Raw genomic sequence first — 15,270 nt, 5'->3', positions numbered from 1 at the left:
TTTGCGGCCTGCGATGCTCACTGCGCATGCGCGCAGCTGCGCTTCTCGGCCACAACTCACTGCCGCTCGCTACGGTTGTTCGACCTTCTAAGTATTAGGCCACCTCGTGCCCGCGCGCGGCGCGCAGGATGGCGAACCAGTCGCTGCGGCTGAGCGAAAACTGCGTGCCTTCCACGGCCACGCCCACGGCTTCGATGCGGCCCGTGCCCGTCAGCGGCAGGGGACGGCAAGGCAATTGCATGATCCACGCAAACACCACGCTGGCAAACGGGCGCTGCAGCTGGTCGGCGATCTGCTTGATGACATTGCGCAGGTTCTCCACATTCGCATCGCCCCCCTGGAACAGGCGCCCGCCCGCCAGTGGCGACCAGATCATTGGCGCTACCCCCACGTCCTGCAAGCCGTCGAAGGTTTCGTCGAACAGGGGCGCCACGTGCAGCGGCGAACATTCCACCTGGTTCGTCACCAGGGGGAAACGCCGGTGCAGGCAGTCGAACTGGTGGCGGCTGAAGTTCGACACGCCGAAGTGCAGCACCTTGCCATCCTGCTTCAATTGGCTGAAGGCACCGGCGATCTCGTCGAAATCCATCAGCGGGTCGGGACGGTGGATCAGCAGCAAGTCCAGGCGGTCCGTGCGCAACTGGCGCAAGCTGTGCTCCACGGAACCGGTGATGTGCGCCGCGCTCGTGTCGTAATGCTGGATGGCGTGACCGGGGCGGTGCGGCGAGAGCAGCTTGATGCCGCATTTGCTGACCAGTTCCATCTTCTCGCGCAAGCCCGGCTGCAGGGCCAGCGCTTCGCCGAACAGGCCTTCCGCGCTGTAGTCGCCATAGATATCGGCGTGGTCGAAACTCGACACGCCCAGCGCCAGGCATTGCTCGATGAAGGCCAGGCGTTCTTGCGCTGACATATTCCACTCGCCAATGCGCCACATGCCGGCGACGATACGCGACAGTTCGGGACCGTTGCTGCTCAAACGGCTGCGCGGCGCTTGCAGGCTGGCGGGAAATACATGGCTCATGGGCTGGCTTTCTGGTGGTGTGGTGTGGGATACGCCGATACGCCACGATTATAGCCAGCTACACTACAGCATGCTGCGGATAAAGCGGCAGCACCGTTCCTGCAATGCATCGTCGAGCTGGCCGCCCAGTTGCATCTGGTATACCAGCGCCGATTGCAGCATGAAGGCGAACAGGCGCAGGTCGAGGTCGGCGCGCACGCCGATCTTCACCAGGCGCTGCACCACCAGGGTGATCCAGGGGGCGACGATCTGCTCGCGAAAGCGCCGCTGTGCCGTCGCATCGTTATGAATCAGCACTAATAAATCGCAGGTAAAGCGGCCGTCCGCGTTCAGGTTGTCGAAGATGCGCGCGCAGATCGCCTCGATTTCCTGGCCTTCGGGCATGTCGAGCGCGCGCTGCAGCTTTTCCGCCGTGCGCTTGACGAGCGCGTCGAGCAGCATCTCTTCGCGCCGCGGCCAGCGCCGGTATATCGTCTGGCGCCCCACGCCGGCAGCGTCGGCCACCATCTGTATCGTCACCGCATCGAGTCCATGCTGGCGCACCAGCGTGACGATCGCTTCCAGTACGGCATCTTCCACGCCCGCCTTGCGCGGGCGGCCACGCGGCGCTGCCTCATTTTTCATCATGTCATACCTGTCTCTGAATGTTTCTTTTAATTATGGTACGATGCGCACCGTAAATGCAAAGCAACTGCTTGTCAATCATCCTGGTCAACTAACCAAGAGATTGACGGTGGAGCGCCGCGATAATTCCAGTCTTTCCAACGTGAACTCTGCACTCTCCGCGGCGCGTGCCCGCATTTTCTGTCTGACTCCCACATCCATCACTGTGGCGGCTCGTGCCGCCTGAGGAACCCATATGAAAACCATCGGGATTTCGCCCCACCGGCGCAACTTCTTGCGCAAGGCCGTCGGCGCCGCGCCGGCCGTGGCCTTGCTGGCCGGCGCCGGCGGCGCCCTGGCCATGGCCGTCTCCAAGGACCAGCCTGCCTACAAGCCCACTTTTTTCAACCCCACCGAATGGGCCACATTGAGCGCGCTGGTCGATCGCCTGATCCCCGCCGATGGCGAAGGTCCGGGCGCGCTGGAATCGGGCGCGCATGAATTCATCGACTTGCAGATGAACACGCCTTACGCGTATGGCGCGCTGTGGTACATGCAAGGACCATTCGTGCCGTCGATCGAGCAGTTCGGCTACCAGTTCCACATGGCGCCGCGCGAGCTGTACCGCAGTGCCCTGGCGGGCGTCAATGCGGCCGTCACTCAGCAGTTTGGCAAGCCTTTCGTGCAGCTGGCCGCGGCCGAGCGCGACGCCGTCATCACGCAATTGCAAAAGGGCACCCTGGACATCGGCGCAGTGCCGTCGAAAATCTTTTTCAACCAGCTGCTGCAAAACACGCGCGAAGGCTATTTTTGCGACCCCGTGCACGGCGGCAACAAGGACATGCTGGCCTGGAAGATGGTGGGTTTCCCCGGCGCGCGCGCCGACTACATGGATTGGGTGGAACAGTATGGCAAGAAATACCCATTGCCACCCGTGTCGATTGCCTGAGCCTGTAACGGCATAGTTTTTGTACCCGATCAAAGAAAAAGAAAAACCATCATGAGTGATATCAAACCAGATGTAAAAATGAAGCCTGTCGATGCCGTGATTGTCGGCTTCGGCTGGACGGGCGCCATCATGGCCAAGGAATTGACGGAAGCGGGCCTGAACGTGGTCGCGCTGGAACGCGGCGAGTACCGCGACACCTATCCCGACGGCGCCTATCCGAAGACCCTCGACGAACTGACCTATATCCAGCGCAGCAAGCTGTTCCAGGACATGTCGAAAAGCACGTTCACCTTCCGCCACAGCATCACGGGCGTGGCCGTGCCCTACCGCCAGATCGGCGCCTTCAAGCCGGGCACGGGCGTGGGCGGGGCCGGTTTGCACTGGTCGGGCATGCACTGGCGCGTCTTGCCGGAAGAGCTGCAAATCCGCAGCCACTACGAACGCCGCTATGGCAAGAAATTCATCCCCGAAGGCATGACGATCCAGGACTTTGGCGTGACCTACGCCGAGCTGGAGCCGCACTTCGATTTCGTGGAAAAAGTCTTCGGCACCTCGGGCCAGGCGTATAAGGTCAACGGCATCGTCGTCGGCGACGGCAATGTGTTCGAGGGCGACCGCTCCGACAATTACGCGCTGGCGCCGCAAAAAGTGCCATACACGGCCGAATTGTTCCGCCGCGCGGCCAAGGCCGTCGGCTACCATCCGTTCGTCAACGCGTCGTCGAACGCGTCCGGCCCGTACACGAACCCGTACGGCTGCCAGATGGGGCCGTGCAACTTCTGCGGTTTCTGCTCCGGCTATGCCTGCTACAACTATTCCAAGGCATCGCCCAACGTCAACATCATGCCGGCCCTGCGCATGGTGGCCAACTTTGAATTGCGCGCCAACTGCAACGTCGTGCGCATCAACCTCGACGGCAGCAAAAAACGCGCGACGGGCGTGACCTACATCAACGCGGACGGCAAGGCCGTCGAGCAACCGGCGGACCTGGTCATCGCCAGCGCCTTTGCCTACAACAACGCGCACCTGTTCCTGCTGTCGGGCATCGGCAAGCCGTACGACCCCGTCAGCAACGAGGGCGTGGTGGGACGCAATATCGCCTACCAGATGATGTCCACCATCCAGACCTTCTTCAAGGAAGACACGAACACGAATCCCTTCATCGGCGCCGGCGGCACCGGTGTCGCGCTCGATGACTGGAATGGCGACAATTTCGACCATGGCCCGCTGGGCTTTGTGGGTGGCTCGCCCGCCTGGTGCAACCCGGCCGGCTCGAAGCCGATCTCGGGCATCGCCACGCCGGACGGCACGCCCGCCTGGGGCGCGGCCTGGAAAAAGGCCGTCAAGAAAAGCTACCTGAACACGGTGTCTTTTGACTGCCACGGCGCCAACATGACTTACCGCGATTGCTATGTCGACCTCGACCCGACCTACACGGACAAGTATGGCCAGCAATTGCTGCGCTTTACCTTCGACTGGAAGGAAAACGACATCAAGATGAGCCGTTTCGTCACCGACAAGATGATGAAGGTGGCCGAGGCCATGCAGCCGGAATCGATCAAGGTATCCGTCAAGAGCGTGGGCGACCATCTGGACTTGCGCAACTACCAGACCACCCACTGGGCGGGCGGAACGGCCATGGGCGCGGACCGCAAGACCAGCGTCGTCAACCGCTACCTGCAGAGCTGGGACGTGCACAACGTGTTTGCCGTCGGCTCCAGCGTGTTCCCGGTCGGCATCGGCTACAACCCGACGGGCCTGGCCTGCGCGCTGACCTACTGGTCGGCCAAGGCCATCCGCGAGCAATACCTGCAAGATCCCCGTCCCCTGGTCGCTTGATAAAGAACAAGAAGATGAACAACACATTCACCCATACAGTGGGCGCGCTGCTGCTGGCGCTCGCCGCCAGTACCCCCGGCGCCGCCTGGTCCGCCAGCGCGGTTGCCACCACCGCTACCGTCCCGAACGCCCAGCTGATACGCCAGGGCGAATACCTGGCCCGCGCCGGCGACTGCATCGCCTGCCATACGGCCGGCACGAAGGGCAAACCGTTCGCGGGCGGCCTGGGCATGGAAACGCCGATCGGCAAGGTATATTCCACCAACATCACGCCCGACAAGAAGGCCGGCATCGGCGACTGGAGCTTTGCCGATTTCGACAAGCTGATGCGCACCGGCGTGACCAAGCACGGCTATACCGTGTATCCGGCCATGCCGTATCCATCGTACTCGCGCCTGAGCGAGGCCGACATGCAGGCCCTGTACGCGTATTTCATGCATGGCGTGAAGGCGGACCCGACGCCGAACAAGGCGGCCGACATTCCGTGGCCGCTGTCGATGCGTTTTCCTTTGACCATCTGGCGCTGGGCGTTTGCCCCCACGCCGCAGCCGTACAAGGTGCCGGCGACCGGTGACGCGCAATTGCTGCGCGGCGCCTACCTGGTGCAGGGCCTGGGCCACTGCGGCGCCTGCCACACGGCGCGCGGCGTGGGCATGCAGGAAAAGGCGTTGACGGACGCGGGCAACACCACCTTCCTGGCGGGCGGCGGCGTGATCGACGGCTGGTCCGTGCCTTCCTTGCGCAATGAACATGGCGGCGGCCTGGCGCGCTGGAGCACGAACGATATTGTCGAATTCCTCAAGACGGGCCGCAACAGCCATACGGCCTCGTTCGGCGCCATGAATGACGTGGTGGCCCATTCCATGCAGCACATGACGGATGGCGACCTGGCGGCCATGGCGAAATACCTGAAATCGTTGCCGCCATCGAACCCGGCCACCCCCGCCTTCGTGGCGGACGACAAGCTGGGCAAGCAATTGTTCAGCGGTATCGTCAATTCCACGGGTGCGCAGCTGTACCTGGACCGCTGCGCCGGCTGCCACCGTTCCGATGGCAAGGGCTACGACAAGGCTTTCCCTGCGCTGGCCGGCAACGCCGTGCTGCAGACGAACGATCCTACCTCTGCCATCAACATCGTGCTGTCGGGCGGCGCCGTGCCCGCCACGCGCACGGCGCCGTCGGCGCTGACGATGGCGCCCTATGCGGACATCTTCAATGACGAGCAGACTGCGCAAGTGGTGAGCTTCATCCAGACCAGCTGGGGCAACCGCGGCACGCCCGTGACGGCGGCGCAAGTGGCCAAGGTGCGCAAGGTCTCCGTGCCGGTGCAAGCGTCGCAGACGGAAGCGACCTTTGCCGCAGGCCGCCATGGCACCTTCCCGCCCGTGCCGCGTGCGCCGCACCTGAAGGATGCGCCGGCGAAGTAAGTTGACGTAGCGCCAGGCTGGGGCAACCGCGGCACGCCCGTGACGGCGGCGCAAGTGGCCAAGGTGCGCAAGGTCTCCGTGCCGGTCTAGCGCCAGACGAAAAAAATGCCCGCAATATTTGCGGGCATTTTTTATGCGAAACGCTGATGACTTATTTCATCCACAGACGCATCGAATCCCAGGCGCGGCCGAAGATCGTTGCCTGGTTGATGGTTTCCAGCGCCACGACGGGCAGTTCCAGCAGGACCTTGTCGTCGACCATCATTTTCAGTTTGCCGACAGGGGCGTTCTCGGCCAGTGGTGCGACCAGCGGGTCCTTGCGTTCCAGCACAGGTTTCATCTTGGCGGCCGTGCCTTTGGGGACGGTGACGAGCACATCGCGGGCGAAACCGATCTTCACGGTGCCTTTCGAGCCTTTCCACACTTCCGGCGTGGCCACGGCCTGGCCTTTCGAGTACAGCTTGACCGTATCGAAGTTCTGGAAGCCCCAGTTCAGCAGCTTCTGGCTTTCCTGCGTCCGCGCCTGGTCGGAGGTGGTGCCCAGTACCACGGAGATCAAACGGCGCTCGCCGGAACCGGCGGGACGGCGTGCCGAGGCGATCATGCAATAACCGGCCGCCTCCGTGTGGCCCGTTTTCATGCCATCGACGGTTGGGTCCAGCCACAGCAGGCGGTTGCGGTTAGGCTGGGTAATCTTGTTGTACGTAAAGCTCTTGATGGAATCGATTTTGTAGAATTCCGGATAGTCGGCGATCACGCGCTGGGCCAGCACGGACAAATCTTGCGCCGTGGAATAGTTCTCCGGGCTAGGCAAACCATGCGGATTGGCAAAACGCGTGTTTTTCAGTCCCATGCGCTGGGCTTCGCGGTTCATCAGCACGACGAAGGTGCCCTCATCGCCGGCAACGGCTTCGGCCAGTGCCACGGCGGCGTCGTTACCCGACTGAATCATCAGGCCATGCAGCAAGTCGTCGATCGAGACGGGCGTGGCCGGGTCGATGAACATCTTCGAGCTGCTCGAATCGACTTTCCATGCGCGCACGGACACATTCACTTTTTGATCCAGCGCCAGTTTCTTTTCGCGGATGGCGGCAAACGTCAGGTAGGCCGTCATGATTTTGGTCAGCGATGCGGGCTCGATGCGCGCGTCCGGATCTTGCGAGGCAATGATCTGGCCACTGGTGGCGTCAAGCAGCAGCCAGGACTTGGCGGCGATGGTCGGTGCGGGAACGCTCTGGGCGAAGGCGGCGGAAAAGAAAAATACACTGGAGGCCAGTGCCGCTAAAAGTTTTTTCATGGAGGCTGGTCTGCGAAAAAGATGAAGGCTGAGGGCCATGCCGTTGCTGCTTACATGGCCGCGTGGAAAAAACGGATCAATTATAGCCGTGGAGACGGTAGTAAGCCCACACTTCAATGATCATCTGCTGCGATTGCGGGTTTGTCACCATGCCATAGCGCAATCACGAGGTTCTTGATGTGGTTGAGCTTGCGGTGGAAAAAGTGGTCGGCGCCGGGGATCACGATCACGGGGATGTCTTGTGGACGGGCCCAGTCGAAGACGGCGGACAGCGGTATCGTGTCGTCCAGTTCGCCGTGGATCAGAATGGTATCGGCGGGAATGTCGGCCATCGCCCATTTGCCGGCCGCGCTGCCGATCAGCGCCAGGCGCTCGGCGGGCGTGCCGGCGGCGGCCAGGCGTTCCTGCAATTTCGATTGCACGAAGGTGCCGAACGAGAAGCCGGAAAGTGCCACGGGCAAGCCCGGGTACAGGCCGCGCATATGTTCATACAGCAACTGCATGTCATCCGTCTCGCCCGCGCCATGGTCATGCACGCCTTCCGAGGCGCCGACGCCGCGGAAATTGATGCGCGCCACCACGTACCCGAGGGCGACAAACGCGCGCGCCAGGGTTTGCGTGACCTTGTTATCCATCGTGCCGCCGTACAGCGGATGCGGATGGGCGACGAGGGCGATGCCGCGCGGAGTGTCTGCCGGGAAATCGAGCAAGCCTTCCATGCTGCCTGCATGGCCGGCGAGGGTAAATTTTTCCGAGTTTCTGTTCATGATGCTCATACTGGTAGATATCTCTTAAATTGGCATTAAATCTTCAGGCGCTCGACTATTTTTCCGCCCACCAGGTGCGTATCGATGATTTCATCGATATCGCTGGTGTCGACATAGGTGTACCAGGTCGCTTCCGGATAGATGACCAGCAGCGGTCCCTCTTCGCAGCGGTCCATGCAGCCGGCCTGGTTGATGCGGATCTTGCCCGCGCCATTCATGTCCAGCTCCTTGATGCGGCGCTTGCAATGCTTTTGCGCCGCCTCCGCGCCATGGTCGCCACAGCTGTTGCGGCCATCTTCACGTTTATTCATGCAGAAAAAAACGTGGCGTTCAAAATACGGTGCGTCGCTCATGCTGCTCTCCTGCTGTTCAAGACATTAATGCGCCATGATAACGCTTATGGATGGTCTTCGCGACGCTGTCGCTGCACGTCGTCCTGGCGGTTCAGGCGGTGCGATGGCAGGCACAGGAACCACAGGGCCATGAAGGGCCACAGCAAGGCCAAAAATTGCGCCGCGCCATTGAAGTTCAAGAACTTGCCTTGCACCCAGCCTTGCAAAGTGGACATGAAATACGGATTGATCGGTGTCGTGTTGACCATGACTAGGCTCAGCAGCAAGGTGGCGGCCGCGATGCGGCGCTGTGCCACATGCGGCGCGAACGCCAGGCCGCCGAGCATGATCAGGCCGATCAGGAAGCCGCCCTGGGCGCCCGGCGTGATCCAGACGAAGGCGTTTTGCGGCGAGAACAGCAGTGCGCTGGCCATCGAACGCACGACCAGGGCGGCACCGATCAGGCTCAGCATCAGGATGGCGCGGGGCGCGGCGCGGCGCAGCAGGCACAGCAAGGTGAGCACGGCGCCCGTCATGCCGCAGGCCGTGATGATGGTTTCAGACAGCCAATATTGCTCGACCGTCAATACCACGTCCGGCCGCAGGTAGGCGGCCAGGTCGATTTCCATGCCCATCAGGCTCGAAGCCCAGTCCGACAGGATGGGCAGCAGCTGGCCCAGACCAAACAGATAGCCTTGCGGATAGATTTGCGCCAGCGGCCACAGGGCGACGAGGACCAGGCCCTGGCTGGCATGCTGGGCAAACCAGCGCTGGCGCAGGCGCAGCAAGTGGCTCTGGTCCAGCAGCTTGCGGGCCGTCAGGGCGCCGATGATGGCGCCGATGCAGCAGCCGGCCGAATTCGTATAAAAGTCCAGGTTCGACGAGACACGGCTGGGCAGATAGGTTTGCACGGCTTCCATGCTGCCGGAAATGAGCACGCCGCACAGGCTGGCGACGAGGACGGCAAGGAAGCCCGTCACCCTGGGGAACAGCGAATACACGATCAGCGCGCCCAGCGGAATGTAGCCGACGACGTTGATGCCGACGTCAAAGCCCGTCCAGTAACGGGGCATGCGCGTGTTTTCCAGGAAGGTCAGCGGCGACAGGCCGTTGCTGTGCCAGCCCGTAAACGGAAACCAGCTGGCATACACGATCAGGAAGACGTAGGCGAGCAGGGTCGCGCGCGAGACGGGGGAAGAACGCGGCGGCGGTGCCGCCGGGCTGGCGGGGGCTACGGGGTCGGTCATCGTGCTGCGGTCATTCTTTCGGTATGGTCAGCGTGCCCAGCCAGGTGAGCAGGTCGGCGGCGATGGCGTCCGATGCCGCTGCCAGCGCCTGCGCGCCGCCTTGCGCATCGGCACTGGTGGCCGGGCCGCTGCGGCTGAAGGTCTTCTGGTCGATCAGGCGATGGCCGCGGAACAGCGAGGCGCGCAGCGACACATGGCCGCTGCTTTGCGTCTGCGTGTCAAAATTTTGCGAGAAGTCATCGACGTCGAGGCGCAGCAGGGGAATGCCGGCGGCCGCGTCCGTGGTCGACAGCACTTTCACGCCGCTCTGCGCCACGCGCGTCTTCAGGCGTTGACTCAGCAGTTGAAGCGGCGGCGTGTTCCAGCGGTTGTACGCGTACGGCCGCGATTGCTGCGCATCGGCGTACAGCAGCCGGTAATACATGCGCTGGCTGTCCAGCCAGGAGGGGCCGTTCGCCTCGGCGATCACCAGGACGGGCACGGCTGGCGCGGCCGGTTGCGCCGGTGCCGCCAGCGGTGCCGCCGGGCCAAAATCATAAAACGTGGGCAGGGGGCCGCGGCTGGCGCAGCCGCCCAGCAGGAAAGCGCTGGCCAGGATGAGTGCGGTGACATTGCGGGGGATAGGCATGCGGTGTTCTCCTTATTTGCCCGGCGCGGAAAAACCGGGCTCGCCCGGGCCGGGCGGAATGTCTGGGGCGCCGAACAAGATGCTCTGCGGCTGTTCATTGAGCGTGCTCATGGTGGTTTTCAGGGCGCGCATCGAGGAGCGCGCCTCTCCGCTCAGCTCGATTACCTGCGGCAAGACTTCCAGCGAGACGCCATTGGCCACCGTTTCCACCGAGTTGCCGACCTTGTCGACCGTGCCATTGACCTTGTCGAGCACGCCACCTGGCGCCTGGATATCGTTGCCCAGCTTTTTCCAGGTGGCCGTCAGGTCCGACACATTCTTGCTGGCCGTGCTGACGGACGCCAGCGCTTGCCGCGTCTGTTCGGTGAGTTGCGGCAATTGCGTCAGGGTCGGTTCCAGCTGTTGCGGAATGGCGCCAAAGGCCTTGGCTGCCTTGCCCACTTCGTTGAAAGCGCCCAGCATGGCTGCCTGGTTATCGGGACTGAGCAAATTGTTCACTTTGTTGGTGATCTGCTCGGCCTGGTCGAGAATGCGCTTGCCGCGCTTTTCCAGCTGGTCGAGCAAGCCGGCGCGCAGGGGGATCAGCGACGGCTTGTCCTTGCTGGTGCCCAGCAGTTTCGAGCCCACGTGTTCGTCGTCGAGCTGGATGTAGGCGATGCCCGTCACGCCCTGGTAGCCCAGGGTGGCAAAGGTGGTGTTGGTCACGGGCGTATCGGGCGCCACGCTGATGTGCACGAGAATTTGCCCTGCCTTTTGCGTATCGAAATCGATGGCGTCGACCTTGCCCACTTCCAGGCCACGGTAGCGCACGGTGGCCTGCGGGTTCAGGCCCGGCACGGACAGGGTGGTGGCGAGCAGGTAGGGCACCCGTTCCACGCGGTCGCGGTTGAACCAGACGCCGAACAGGATGGCGGCCACCAGCAGGGTCAGTGTAAAGAATCCCGTCATCAGGGCGTGTGATCTGTTTTCCATTACTTTTCCGCTTTCTTGTCTATGCCGGCAGCGTCGCCTGGCTGTGCGGCGTCGTCTGCCGCCTGTTTCTCGTCCAGGACGGCCAGTGCGCGCTTGCCGCGGTCGCCGAGGAAAAACTGCTTGATGAACGGGTGGTCCACTTCGATGACTTCGCGCGGCGGACCGATGGTGATCACGTGCTTGGCCGCCAGCACGGCGATGCGCGTGGACAGGGCAAACAGGGTATCGAGGTCATGCGTGACCATGACGACCGTCAAGCCCAGCTCGCGGTGCAGCGACTGGATCAGGGCAACAAAGCTTTCCGACAGGTCCGGGTCCAGGCCCGCCGTCGGTTCATCGAGGAACAGCAGCTTCGGTTCCAGCGCCAGGGCGCGCGCCAGGGCCACCCGCTTGATCATGCCGCCCGACAAGTCCGATGGCATCTTCAGCGCATGCTCGGGACCGAGCCCCACCATGTTCATCTTCAATAATACCGCGTCGTGGATCAGTTCCTCTGGCAACACGCGCAATTCGCGCATGGGCTGCGCCACGTTGTCGAACACGGTCAGGGCCGAATACAGGGCGCCTTGCTGGAACAGCATGCCCCAATGGTTACGCAACTGTTGCAGCTGGTCGGAACTTGCCTGGTTGATATCTTCGCCAAAGACTTTGACGCAGCCGCGCGCCGGATGTTCCAGGCCCAGCATCTGGCGCAGCAGCACCGTCTTGCCCGTGCCGGAACCGCCCACGATGGAGAGGATCTCGCCCCGTTCGATTTCCAGATTCAAGTCCTGGTGCACCACCGTGCGGCCGAACTTGGTCCACAGATTGGTGATTTCCACCACGGGCGCGCTGCCATGCAGGTTGAACTGGCCGTCCTTGCCCTCGCCCGCCTTGCAGGCGATATTGGTCTCGTCCACCATCAGTAGCCCACTCCATTGAAGACGATGGCGAACACGGCGTCGGCCAGGATCACCACGGTGATGGCCGTGACGACGGCGGTGGTGGTGCCGCGCCCCAGGCTTTCCGTGTTGGCCTTGATGCGCAGGCCGAAGTGGCAGGAGACGAGGGCGATCAGCATGCCGAAGATCACGCCCTTGCCCAGGCCGATCATGTAGTTGGCCAGCGGCACGGCGTCGGGCAGCTTCTGGATGAAGTAGCGCGCCGACAAGTTCAATTCCACCTTGGCCGCCACCATGCCGCCGATCAGCGCGGCCGTATCCGTCCAGATGACGAGCAGGGGCATGGAAATGGCCAGGGCCAGCACTTTCGGCATGATCAGGCGGAAGCCGTGCGAAATGCCCATCACCAGCATGGCGTCAAGCTCTTCCGTGACACGCATGACGCCCAGCTGCGCCGTGATGGACGAACCCGAGCGGCCCGCCACCAGGATGGCGGCCAATAACGGCCCCAGTTCGCGGATCACGCTCATGCCCAGCAGGTTGACCAGATAAATATCGCCGCCAAAGGCGCGCAGTTGCTGGGCGGATAAATAGGACAGCACCACGCCGATCAAAAAGCCGACGAGGGCCGTGATGCCCAGCGCCTGGAAGCCCGCATGGAAGATATTCGCAGAAATTTCACGCCAGGGCCCGCGCATCGGATGGCGCGCGAAGCGGCCGATATCCTGCGTCACCTGGCCCACGAGGGCAATGAACCCCTTCAAATGCTCGAAAAAGAGCAGGATCGCCATGCCGAGTTTCATCACGGGCGTGAGGCGGTTGGCGCGCGAGGGCGGCGTTTCCAGGGGACCCGTTTCTTCGATGCGCCGGAAAAACTCTTCCAAAGACGGCGCCAGGGTCAGCTGCGCGGGGCGCTGCTTGCCCCACGCATTCCAGAACAGCTGGGCGCCGATATGGTCCATGCTGTCGATCTGCGACAGGTCCCACTGGGTAGCGGCATCGCCCTGCAAGGGCTTGAGCTGGGCATCGATGGCCTTGATCGCGTTGTCATGCGCGAGGGCGTGCACCTGCCAGGTGCCGCTGGCGGTCACGATGGCTCCCTGTTGGGAGCTGGGCTGGGAGAGGGTCAGTTTCGGCGATTGTACAGTCGGCATCGTGTCAGTTTAAGGGAGAATGGCGCAGACCGCCACCGATGTTCGATCGCCCGCCCCTCAGGACGCCAGGTGGCGCGCCTGCCGCTGCGGCAGGGCGACGTCCGGGCGCACCTTGGCGTTGTTGGTACTCACTTCGACTGGCTTGGCATGCGCGGCCGCCTGCGCGCCGCCCGCATAGTCGCTGGCCACGAGGGCATTGGCCTCGACCGCGCTCATGCCGCGCGTCTGCAGCCACTGCGCCACCAGCTTGGCCAGGCGCTCCATGGCGATGCGGTGGGTGGCGTCCGTGTGCGCGTACAGCCAGTTCGAAAAATCCATGAAGTTTTCAAACGGCGCATCGCCGAGCATCCATTGCACCGTATTCGCAAAGCGGCCGGAGTTGGCCACCAGGTCCCAGTAGCGGGCGAAGCGCACCAGGCGCTGCATGCTCATGAAATCGAGCTGTTTATTGGCCAGGATGGTGTACGGCGGGTGCGGGTCGAACACCATGCCGAAATTCTCCGTGTGGCGGATGATGGGCGTGCCACGCAGGCGCTTCAAGATGCCGAACTGGATTTCATGCGGTTTCAGGGCCACCAGCTTGTTGAAGCCGGCCGCAAAGCTCGCTTCATCCTCGCCCGGCAAGCCGGCGATCAAGTCCACGTGCAAGTGGGCATTCGATTCCTCGCACAGCCAGCGGATGTTATCGGCCGCCTTTTGATTGTCCTGCTTGCGGCTGACCAGCGATTGCACGTCCGGATTGAAACTCTGGATGCCGATCTCGAATTGCAGCGCGCCGGGCGGGAACTTGCTGATGCCTTCCTTCAAGGCGTCAGGCAAGTGGTCGGGCACCAGTTCGAAGTGGGCATAGATGGGATCGTCCGGATTCGCTTCGATCTTGTCGAGGAAGAACTGCATGATCTTCAGGCTGGTCTTGATGTTCAGGTTGAAGGTGCGGTCGACGAACTTGAACAGGCGCGCGCCGCGCGCATGCAGCGATTCCATCTCGGCCAGGAAGTTTTCCAGGGCGAAGGGCCAGGCCGTCTTGTCCAGCGCCGACAGGCAGAATTCGCACTTGAACGGGCAGCCGCGCGACGCTTCCACGTAGATCGTGCGGTGGCGGATATCGTCGTCCGTATATAAAGAGTAGGGCAGCTGCAGTTCCGCCAGCGGCGCTTGCACGCCCGCATGGATTTTCATCAGGGGTTTCGGCCCGTTGAGGATCTCGCCGCACAGCTTGGGGAAGGTGACGTCGCCCCAGCCTGTAATCAGGTAGTCGGCCAGCTTGACGATTTCCTGTTCCCCCGCCTCATGCGACACCTCGGGACCACCGAGCACGATGATGACCTCGGGCGCCACGCGCTTGAGCATGGCCACCAGTTTCGTCGTTTCCTCGACGTTCCATATATAGACGCCAAAACCGATGATGCGCGGCTTGTTGACGAGGATGCGCTCGACCAGTTCCGTGGTCTTGGTGCCGATGACAAATTCCTGCAGCCGCGTTTGCGCCTGCAGCGGGCCCATATTGGCCAGCAGGTAGCGCAAGCCCAGCGAAGCGTGGGTATAGCGGGCGTTCAAGGTGGAGAGCAGGATGGTCATGACGGCAGGGATCGAGGAAAAACAGCCATTTTACGCTGCACGCGAAGATTTCTCTGGATAAAGCTTGCTTCCTGGCCAGGACTTGGCTATAGTTCGCCTCCCCAATGAGACGCAGTCAAATGCGGCACTTGAGGATCACCGGAAACGGTGATGCAGTAAAAAGAAGGTGTTGACGGATGTAGCGAAATGCTTCATACTCTTCCTTCTTCGCAGCTGACAAACACAACGCTTTGTCGATAGCGCGAAAGTAGCACCGAATACAGTTCTTTAACAATTAACAGTCGATAAGTGTGGGCATTTGATGCAAGTGCAGCGCCGATCTTCGGATTGGCGTCTAACTTAAAATATCAAATGTTCACAAGAAATAATGAAATAGGATACTTCTTCGGAAGTAGCCTGTCAGTTTTTTGAGTGAGCAAATCTTTTGCAATGCAAAAGATTTGGATGGTAGTGATACTGTCCGACCTGTCAGAAATGACATTAAACAGAGATTAAACTGAAGAGTTTGATCCTGGCTCAGATTGAACGCTGGCGGCATGCCTTACACATGCAAGTCGAACGGCAGCACGGAGCTT

At 61.9% G+C, this 15,270-nt stretch carries 14 protein-coding genes and 1 rRNA gene; 4 read left to right on the top strand and 11 right to left on the bottom strand.

What is annotated here, in order from left to right; genetic code table 11:
* Positions 1–94: 94 nt before the first annotated feature.
* Positions 95–1,021, bottom strand: a complete 927-nt coding sequence (locus tag BM193_RS22955; protein WP_092801243.1) for an aldo/keto reductase — start codon at positions 1,019–1,021, stop codon at positions 95–97.
* Positions 1,022–1,084: 63 nt separating this feature from the next.
* A complete protein-coding gene (locus BM193_RS22950) occupies positions 1,085–1,648 on the bottom strand; it encodes a TetR/AcrR family transcriptional regulator (protein WP_217638514.1) in 564 nt (187 codons plus the stop codon).
* 232 nt (positions 1,649–1,880) lie between these two features.
* Between BM193_RS22950 and BM193_RS22945 the strand changes: the two genes are divergently transcribed.
* From BM193_RS22945 to BM193_RS22935, 3 genes are read left to right on the top strand one after another with little or no spacing between them, the layout of a single operon-like run.
* Complete coding sequence (locus BM193_RS22945) at positions 1,881–2,573, top strand: gluconate 2-dehydrogenase subunit 3 family protein (protein ID WP_092801240.1); 693 nt, start codon at positions 1,881–1,883, stop codon at positions 2,571–2,573.
* Positions 2,574–2,624: 51 nt separating this feature from the next.
* Positions 2,625–4,412, top strand: a complete 1,788-nt coding sequence (locus BM193_RS22940) for a GMC family oxidoreductase (protein WP_254786382.1) — start codon at positions 2,625–2,627, stop codon at positions 4,410–4,412.
* A gap of 14 nt (positions 4,413–4,426) precedes the next feature.
* Entirely contained in the window at positions 4,427–5,839 is a 1,413-nt protein-coding gene (locus tag BM193_RS22935) for a cytochrome c (RefSeq protein WP_092801637.1), read from the top strand.
* 151 nt (positions 5,840–5,990) lie between these two features.
* On the opposite strand, the gene BM193_RS22930 is transcribed toward BM193_RS22935, so the two are convergent.
* The 9 genes from BM193_RS22930 to BM193_RS22890 form a co-directional block, all read right to left on the bottom strand.
* On the bottom strand, positions 5,991–7,136 hold the full coding sequence (locus BM193_RS22930) for a D-alanyl-D-alanine carboxypeptidase family protein (protein WP_092801234.1): 1,146 nt from the start codon (positions 7,134–7,136) through the stop codon (positions 5,991–5,993).
* 113 nt (positions 7,137–7,249) lie between these two features.
* Positions 7,250–7,903 carry an alpha/beta hydrolase gene (locus BM193_RS22925; RefSeq protein WP_070280179.1) on the bottom strand — a complete coding sequence of 218 codons (654 nt, stop codon included), beginning with the start codon at positions 7,901–7,903 and terminating at the stop codon, positions 7,250–7,252.
* A gap of 35 nt (positions 7,904–7,938) precedes the next feature.
* Positions 7,939–8,256, bottom strand: coding sequence for a (2Fe-2S) ferredoxin domain-containing protein (locus tag BM193_RS22920; protein WP_034781335.1), 318 nt, complete (start codon positions 8,254–8,256; stop codon positions 7,939–7,941).
* 44 nt (positions 8,257–8,300) lie between these two features.
* On the bottom strand, positions 8,301–9,482 hold the full coding sequence (locus BM193_RS22915; RefSeq protein ID WP_092801231.1) for a VanZ family protein: 1,182 nt from the start codon (positions 9,480–9,482) through the stop codon (positions 8,301–8,303).
* Positions 9,483–9,492: 10 nt separating this feature from the next.
* Positions 9,493–10,110 (bottom strand): ABC-type transport auxiliary lipoprotein family protein, encoded by a 618-nt coding sequence (locus tag BM193_RS22910; RefSeq protein ID WP_092801228.1) that lies wholly within the window; start codon positions 10,108–10,110, stop codon positions 9,493–9,495.
* 12 nt (positions 10,111–10,122) lie between these two features.
* Complete coding sequence (locus BM193_RS22905; protein WP_092801224.1) at positions 10,123–11,082, bottom strand: MlaD family protein; 960 nt, start codon at positions 11,080–11,082, stop codon at positions 10,123–10,125.
* Positions 11,082–11,984, bottom strand: a complete 903-nt coding sequence (locus BM193_RS22900; protein WP_092801221.1) for an ABC transporter ATP-binding protein — start codon at positions 11,982–11,984, stop codon at positions 11,082–11,084. The genes BM193_RS22905 and BM193_RS22900 overlap by 1 nt, the downstream gene beginning before the upstream one ends.
* Positions 11,984–13,117 carry an MlaE family ABC transporter permease gene (locus BM193_RS22895; RefSeq protein WP_092801218.1) on the bottom strand — a complete coding sequence of 378 codons (1,134 nt, stop codon included), beginning with the start codon at positions 13,115–13,117 and terminating at the stop codon, positions 11,984–11,986. Before BM193_RS22895 ends, BM193_RS22900 begins: the two co-directional genes overlap by 1 nt.
* Positions 13,118–13,174: 57 nt before the next feature.
* The gene (locus tag BM193_RS22890; RefSeq protein WP_092801215.1) at positions 13,175–14,695 is read right to left on the bottom strand and encodes a B12-binding domain-containing radical SAM protein; all 1,521 of its coding nucleotides are present in this window, start codon (positions 14,693–14,695) and stop codon (positions 13,175–13,177) included.
* A 493-nt stretch (positions 14,696–15,188) separates the two neighbouring features.
* Between BM193_RS22890 and BM193_RS22885 the strand changes: the two genes are divergently transcribed.
* Positions 15,189–15,270: ribosomal RNA gene (locus BM193_RS22885) — 16S ribosomal RNA — on the top strand; the annotation flags it as partial.

The organism is Janthinobacterium sp. 344 (genome assembly GCF_900112025.1).
Taxonomy (GTDB): domain Bacteria; phylum Pseudomonadota; class Gammaproteobacteria; order Burkholderiales; family Burkholderiaceae_D; genus Janthinobacterium.
The sequence above is the reverse complement of the archived record's forward strand: the minus strand, read 5'-3'. Positions and strand labels throughout refer to the sequence as shown.

Coding starts and splice junctions, on each gene's coding strand:
- BM193_RS22930 (WP_092801234.1), bottom strand. CDS start 7,136: ATGAAAAAACTTTTAGCGGCACTGGCCTCCAGTGTATTTTTCTTTTCC.
- BM193_RS22900 (WP_092801221.1), bottom strand. CDS start 11,984: ATGGTGGACGAGACCAATATCGCCTGCAAGGCGGGCGAGGGCAAGGAC.
- BM193_RS22905 (WP_092801224.1), bottom strand. CDS start 11,082: ATGGAAAACAGATCACACGCCCTGATGACGGGATTCTTTACACTGACC.
- BM193_RS22955 (WP_092801243.1), bottom strand. CDS start 1,021: ATGAGCCATGTATTTCCCGCCAGCCTGCAAGCGCCGCGCAGCCGTTTG.
- BM193_RS22925 (WP_070280179.1), bottom strand. CDS start 7,903: ATGAACAGAAACTCGGAAAAATTTACCCTCGCCGGCCATGCAGGCAGC.
- BM193_RS22920 (WP_034781335.1), bottom strand. CDS start 8,256: ATGAGCGACGCACCGTATTTTGAACGCCACGTTTTTTTCTGCATGAAT.
- BM193_RS22910 (WP_092801228.1), bottom strand. CDS start 10,110: ATGCCTATCCCCCGCAATGTCACCGCACTCATCCTGGCCAGCGCTTTC.
- BM193_RS22945 (WP_092801240.1), top strand. CDS start 1,881: ATGAAAACCATCGGGATTTCGCCCCACCGGCGCAACTTCTTGCGCAAG.
- BM193_RS22895 (WP_092801218.1), bottom strand. CDS start 13,117: ATGCCGACTGTACAATCGCCGAAACTGACCCTCTCCCAGCCCAGCTCC.
- BM193_RS22935 (WP_092801637.1), top strand. CDS start 4,427: ATGAACAACACATTCACCCATACAGTGGGCGCGCTGCTGCTGGCGCTC.
- BM193_RS22940 (WP_254786382.1), top strand. CDS start 2,625: ATGAGTGATATCAAACCAGATGTAAAAATGAAGCCTGTCGATGCCGTG.
- BM193_RS22915 (WP_092801231.1), bottom strand. CDS start 9,482: ATGACCGACCCCGTAGCCCCCGCCAGCCCGGCGGCACCGCCGCCGCGT.
- BM193_RS22950 (WP_217638514.1), bottom strand. CDS start 1,648: ATGATGAAAAATGAGGCAGCGCCGCGTGGCCGCCCGCGCAAGGCGGGC.
- BM193_RS22890 (WP_092801215.1), bottom strand. CDS start 14,695: ATGACCATCCTGCTCTCCACCTTGAACGCCCGCTATACCCACGCTTCG.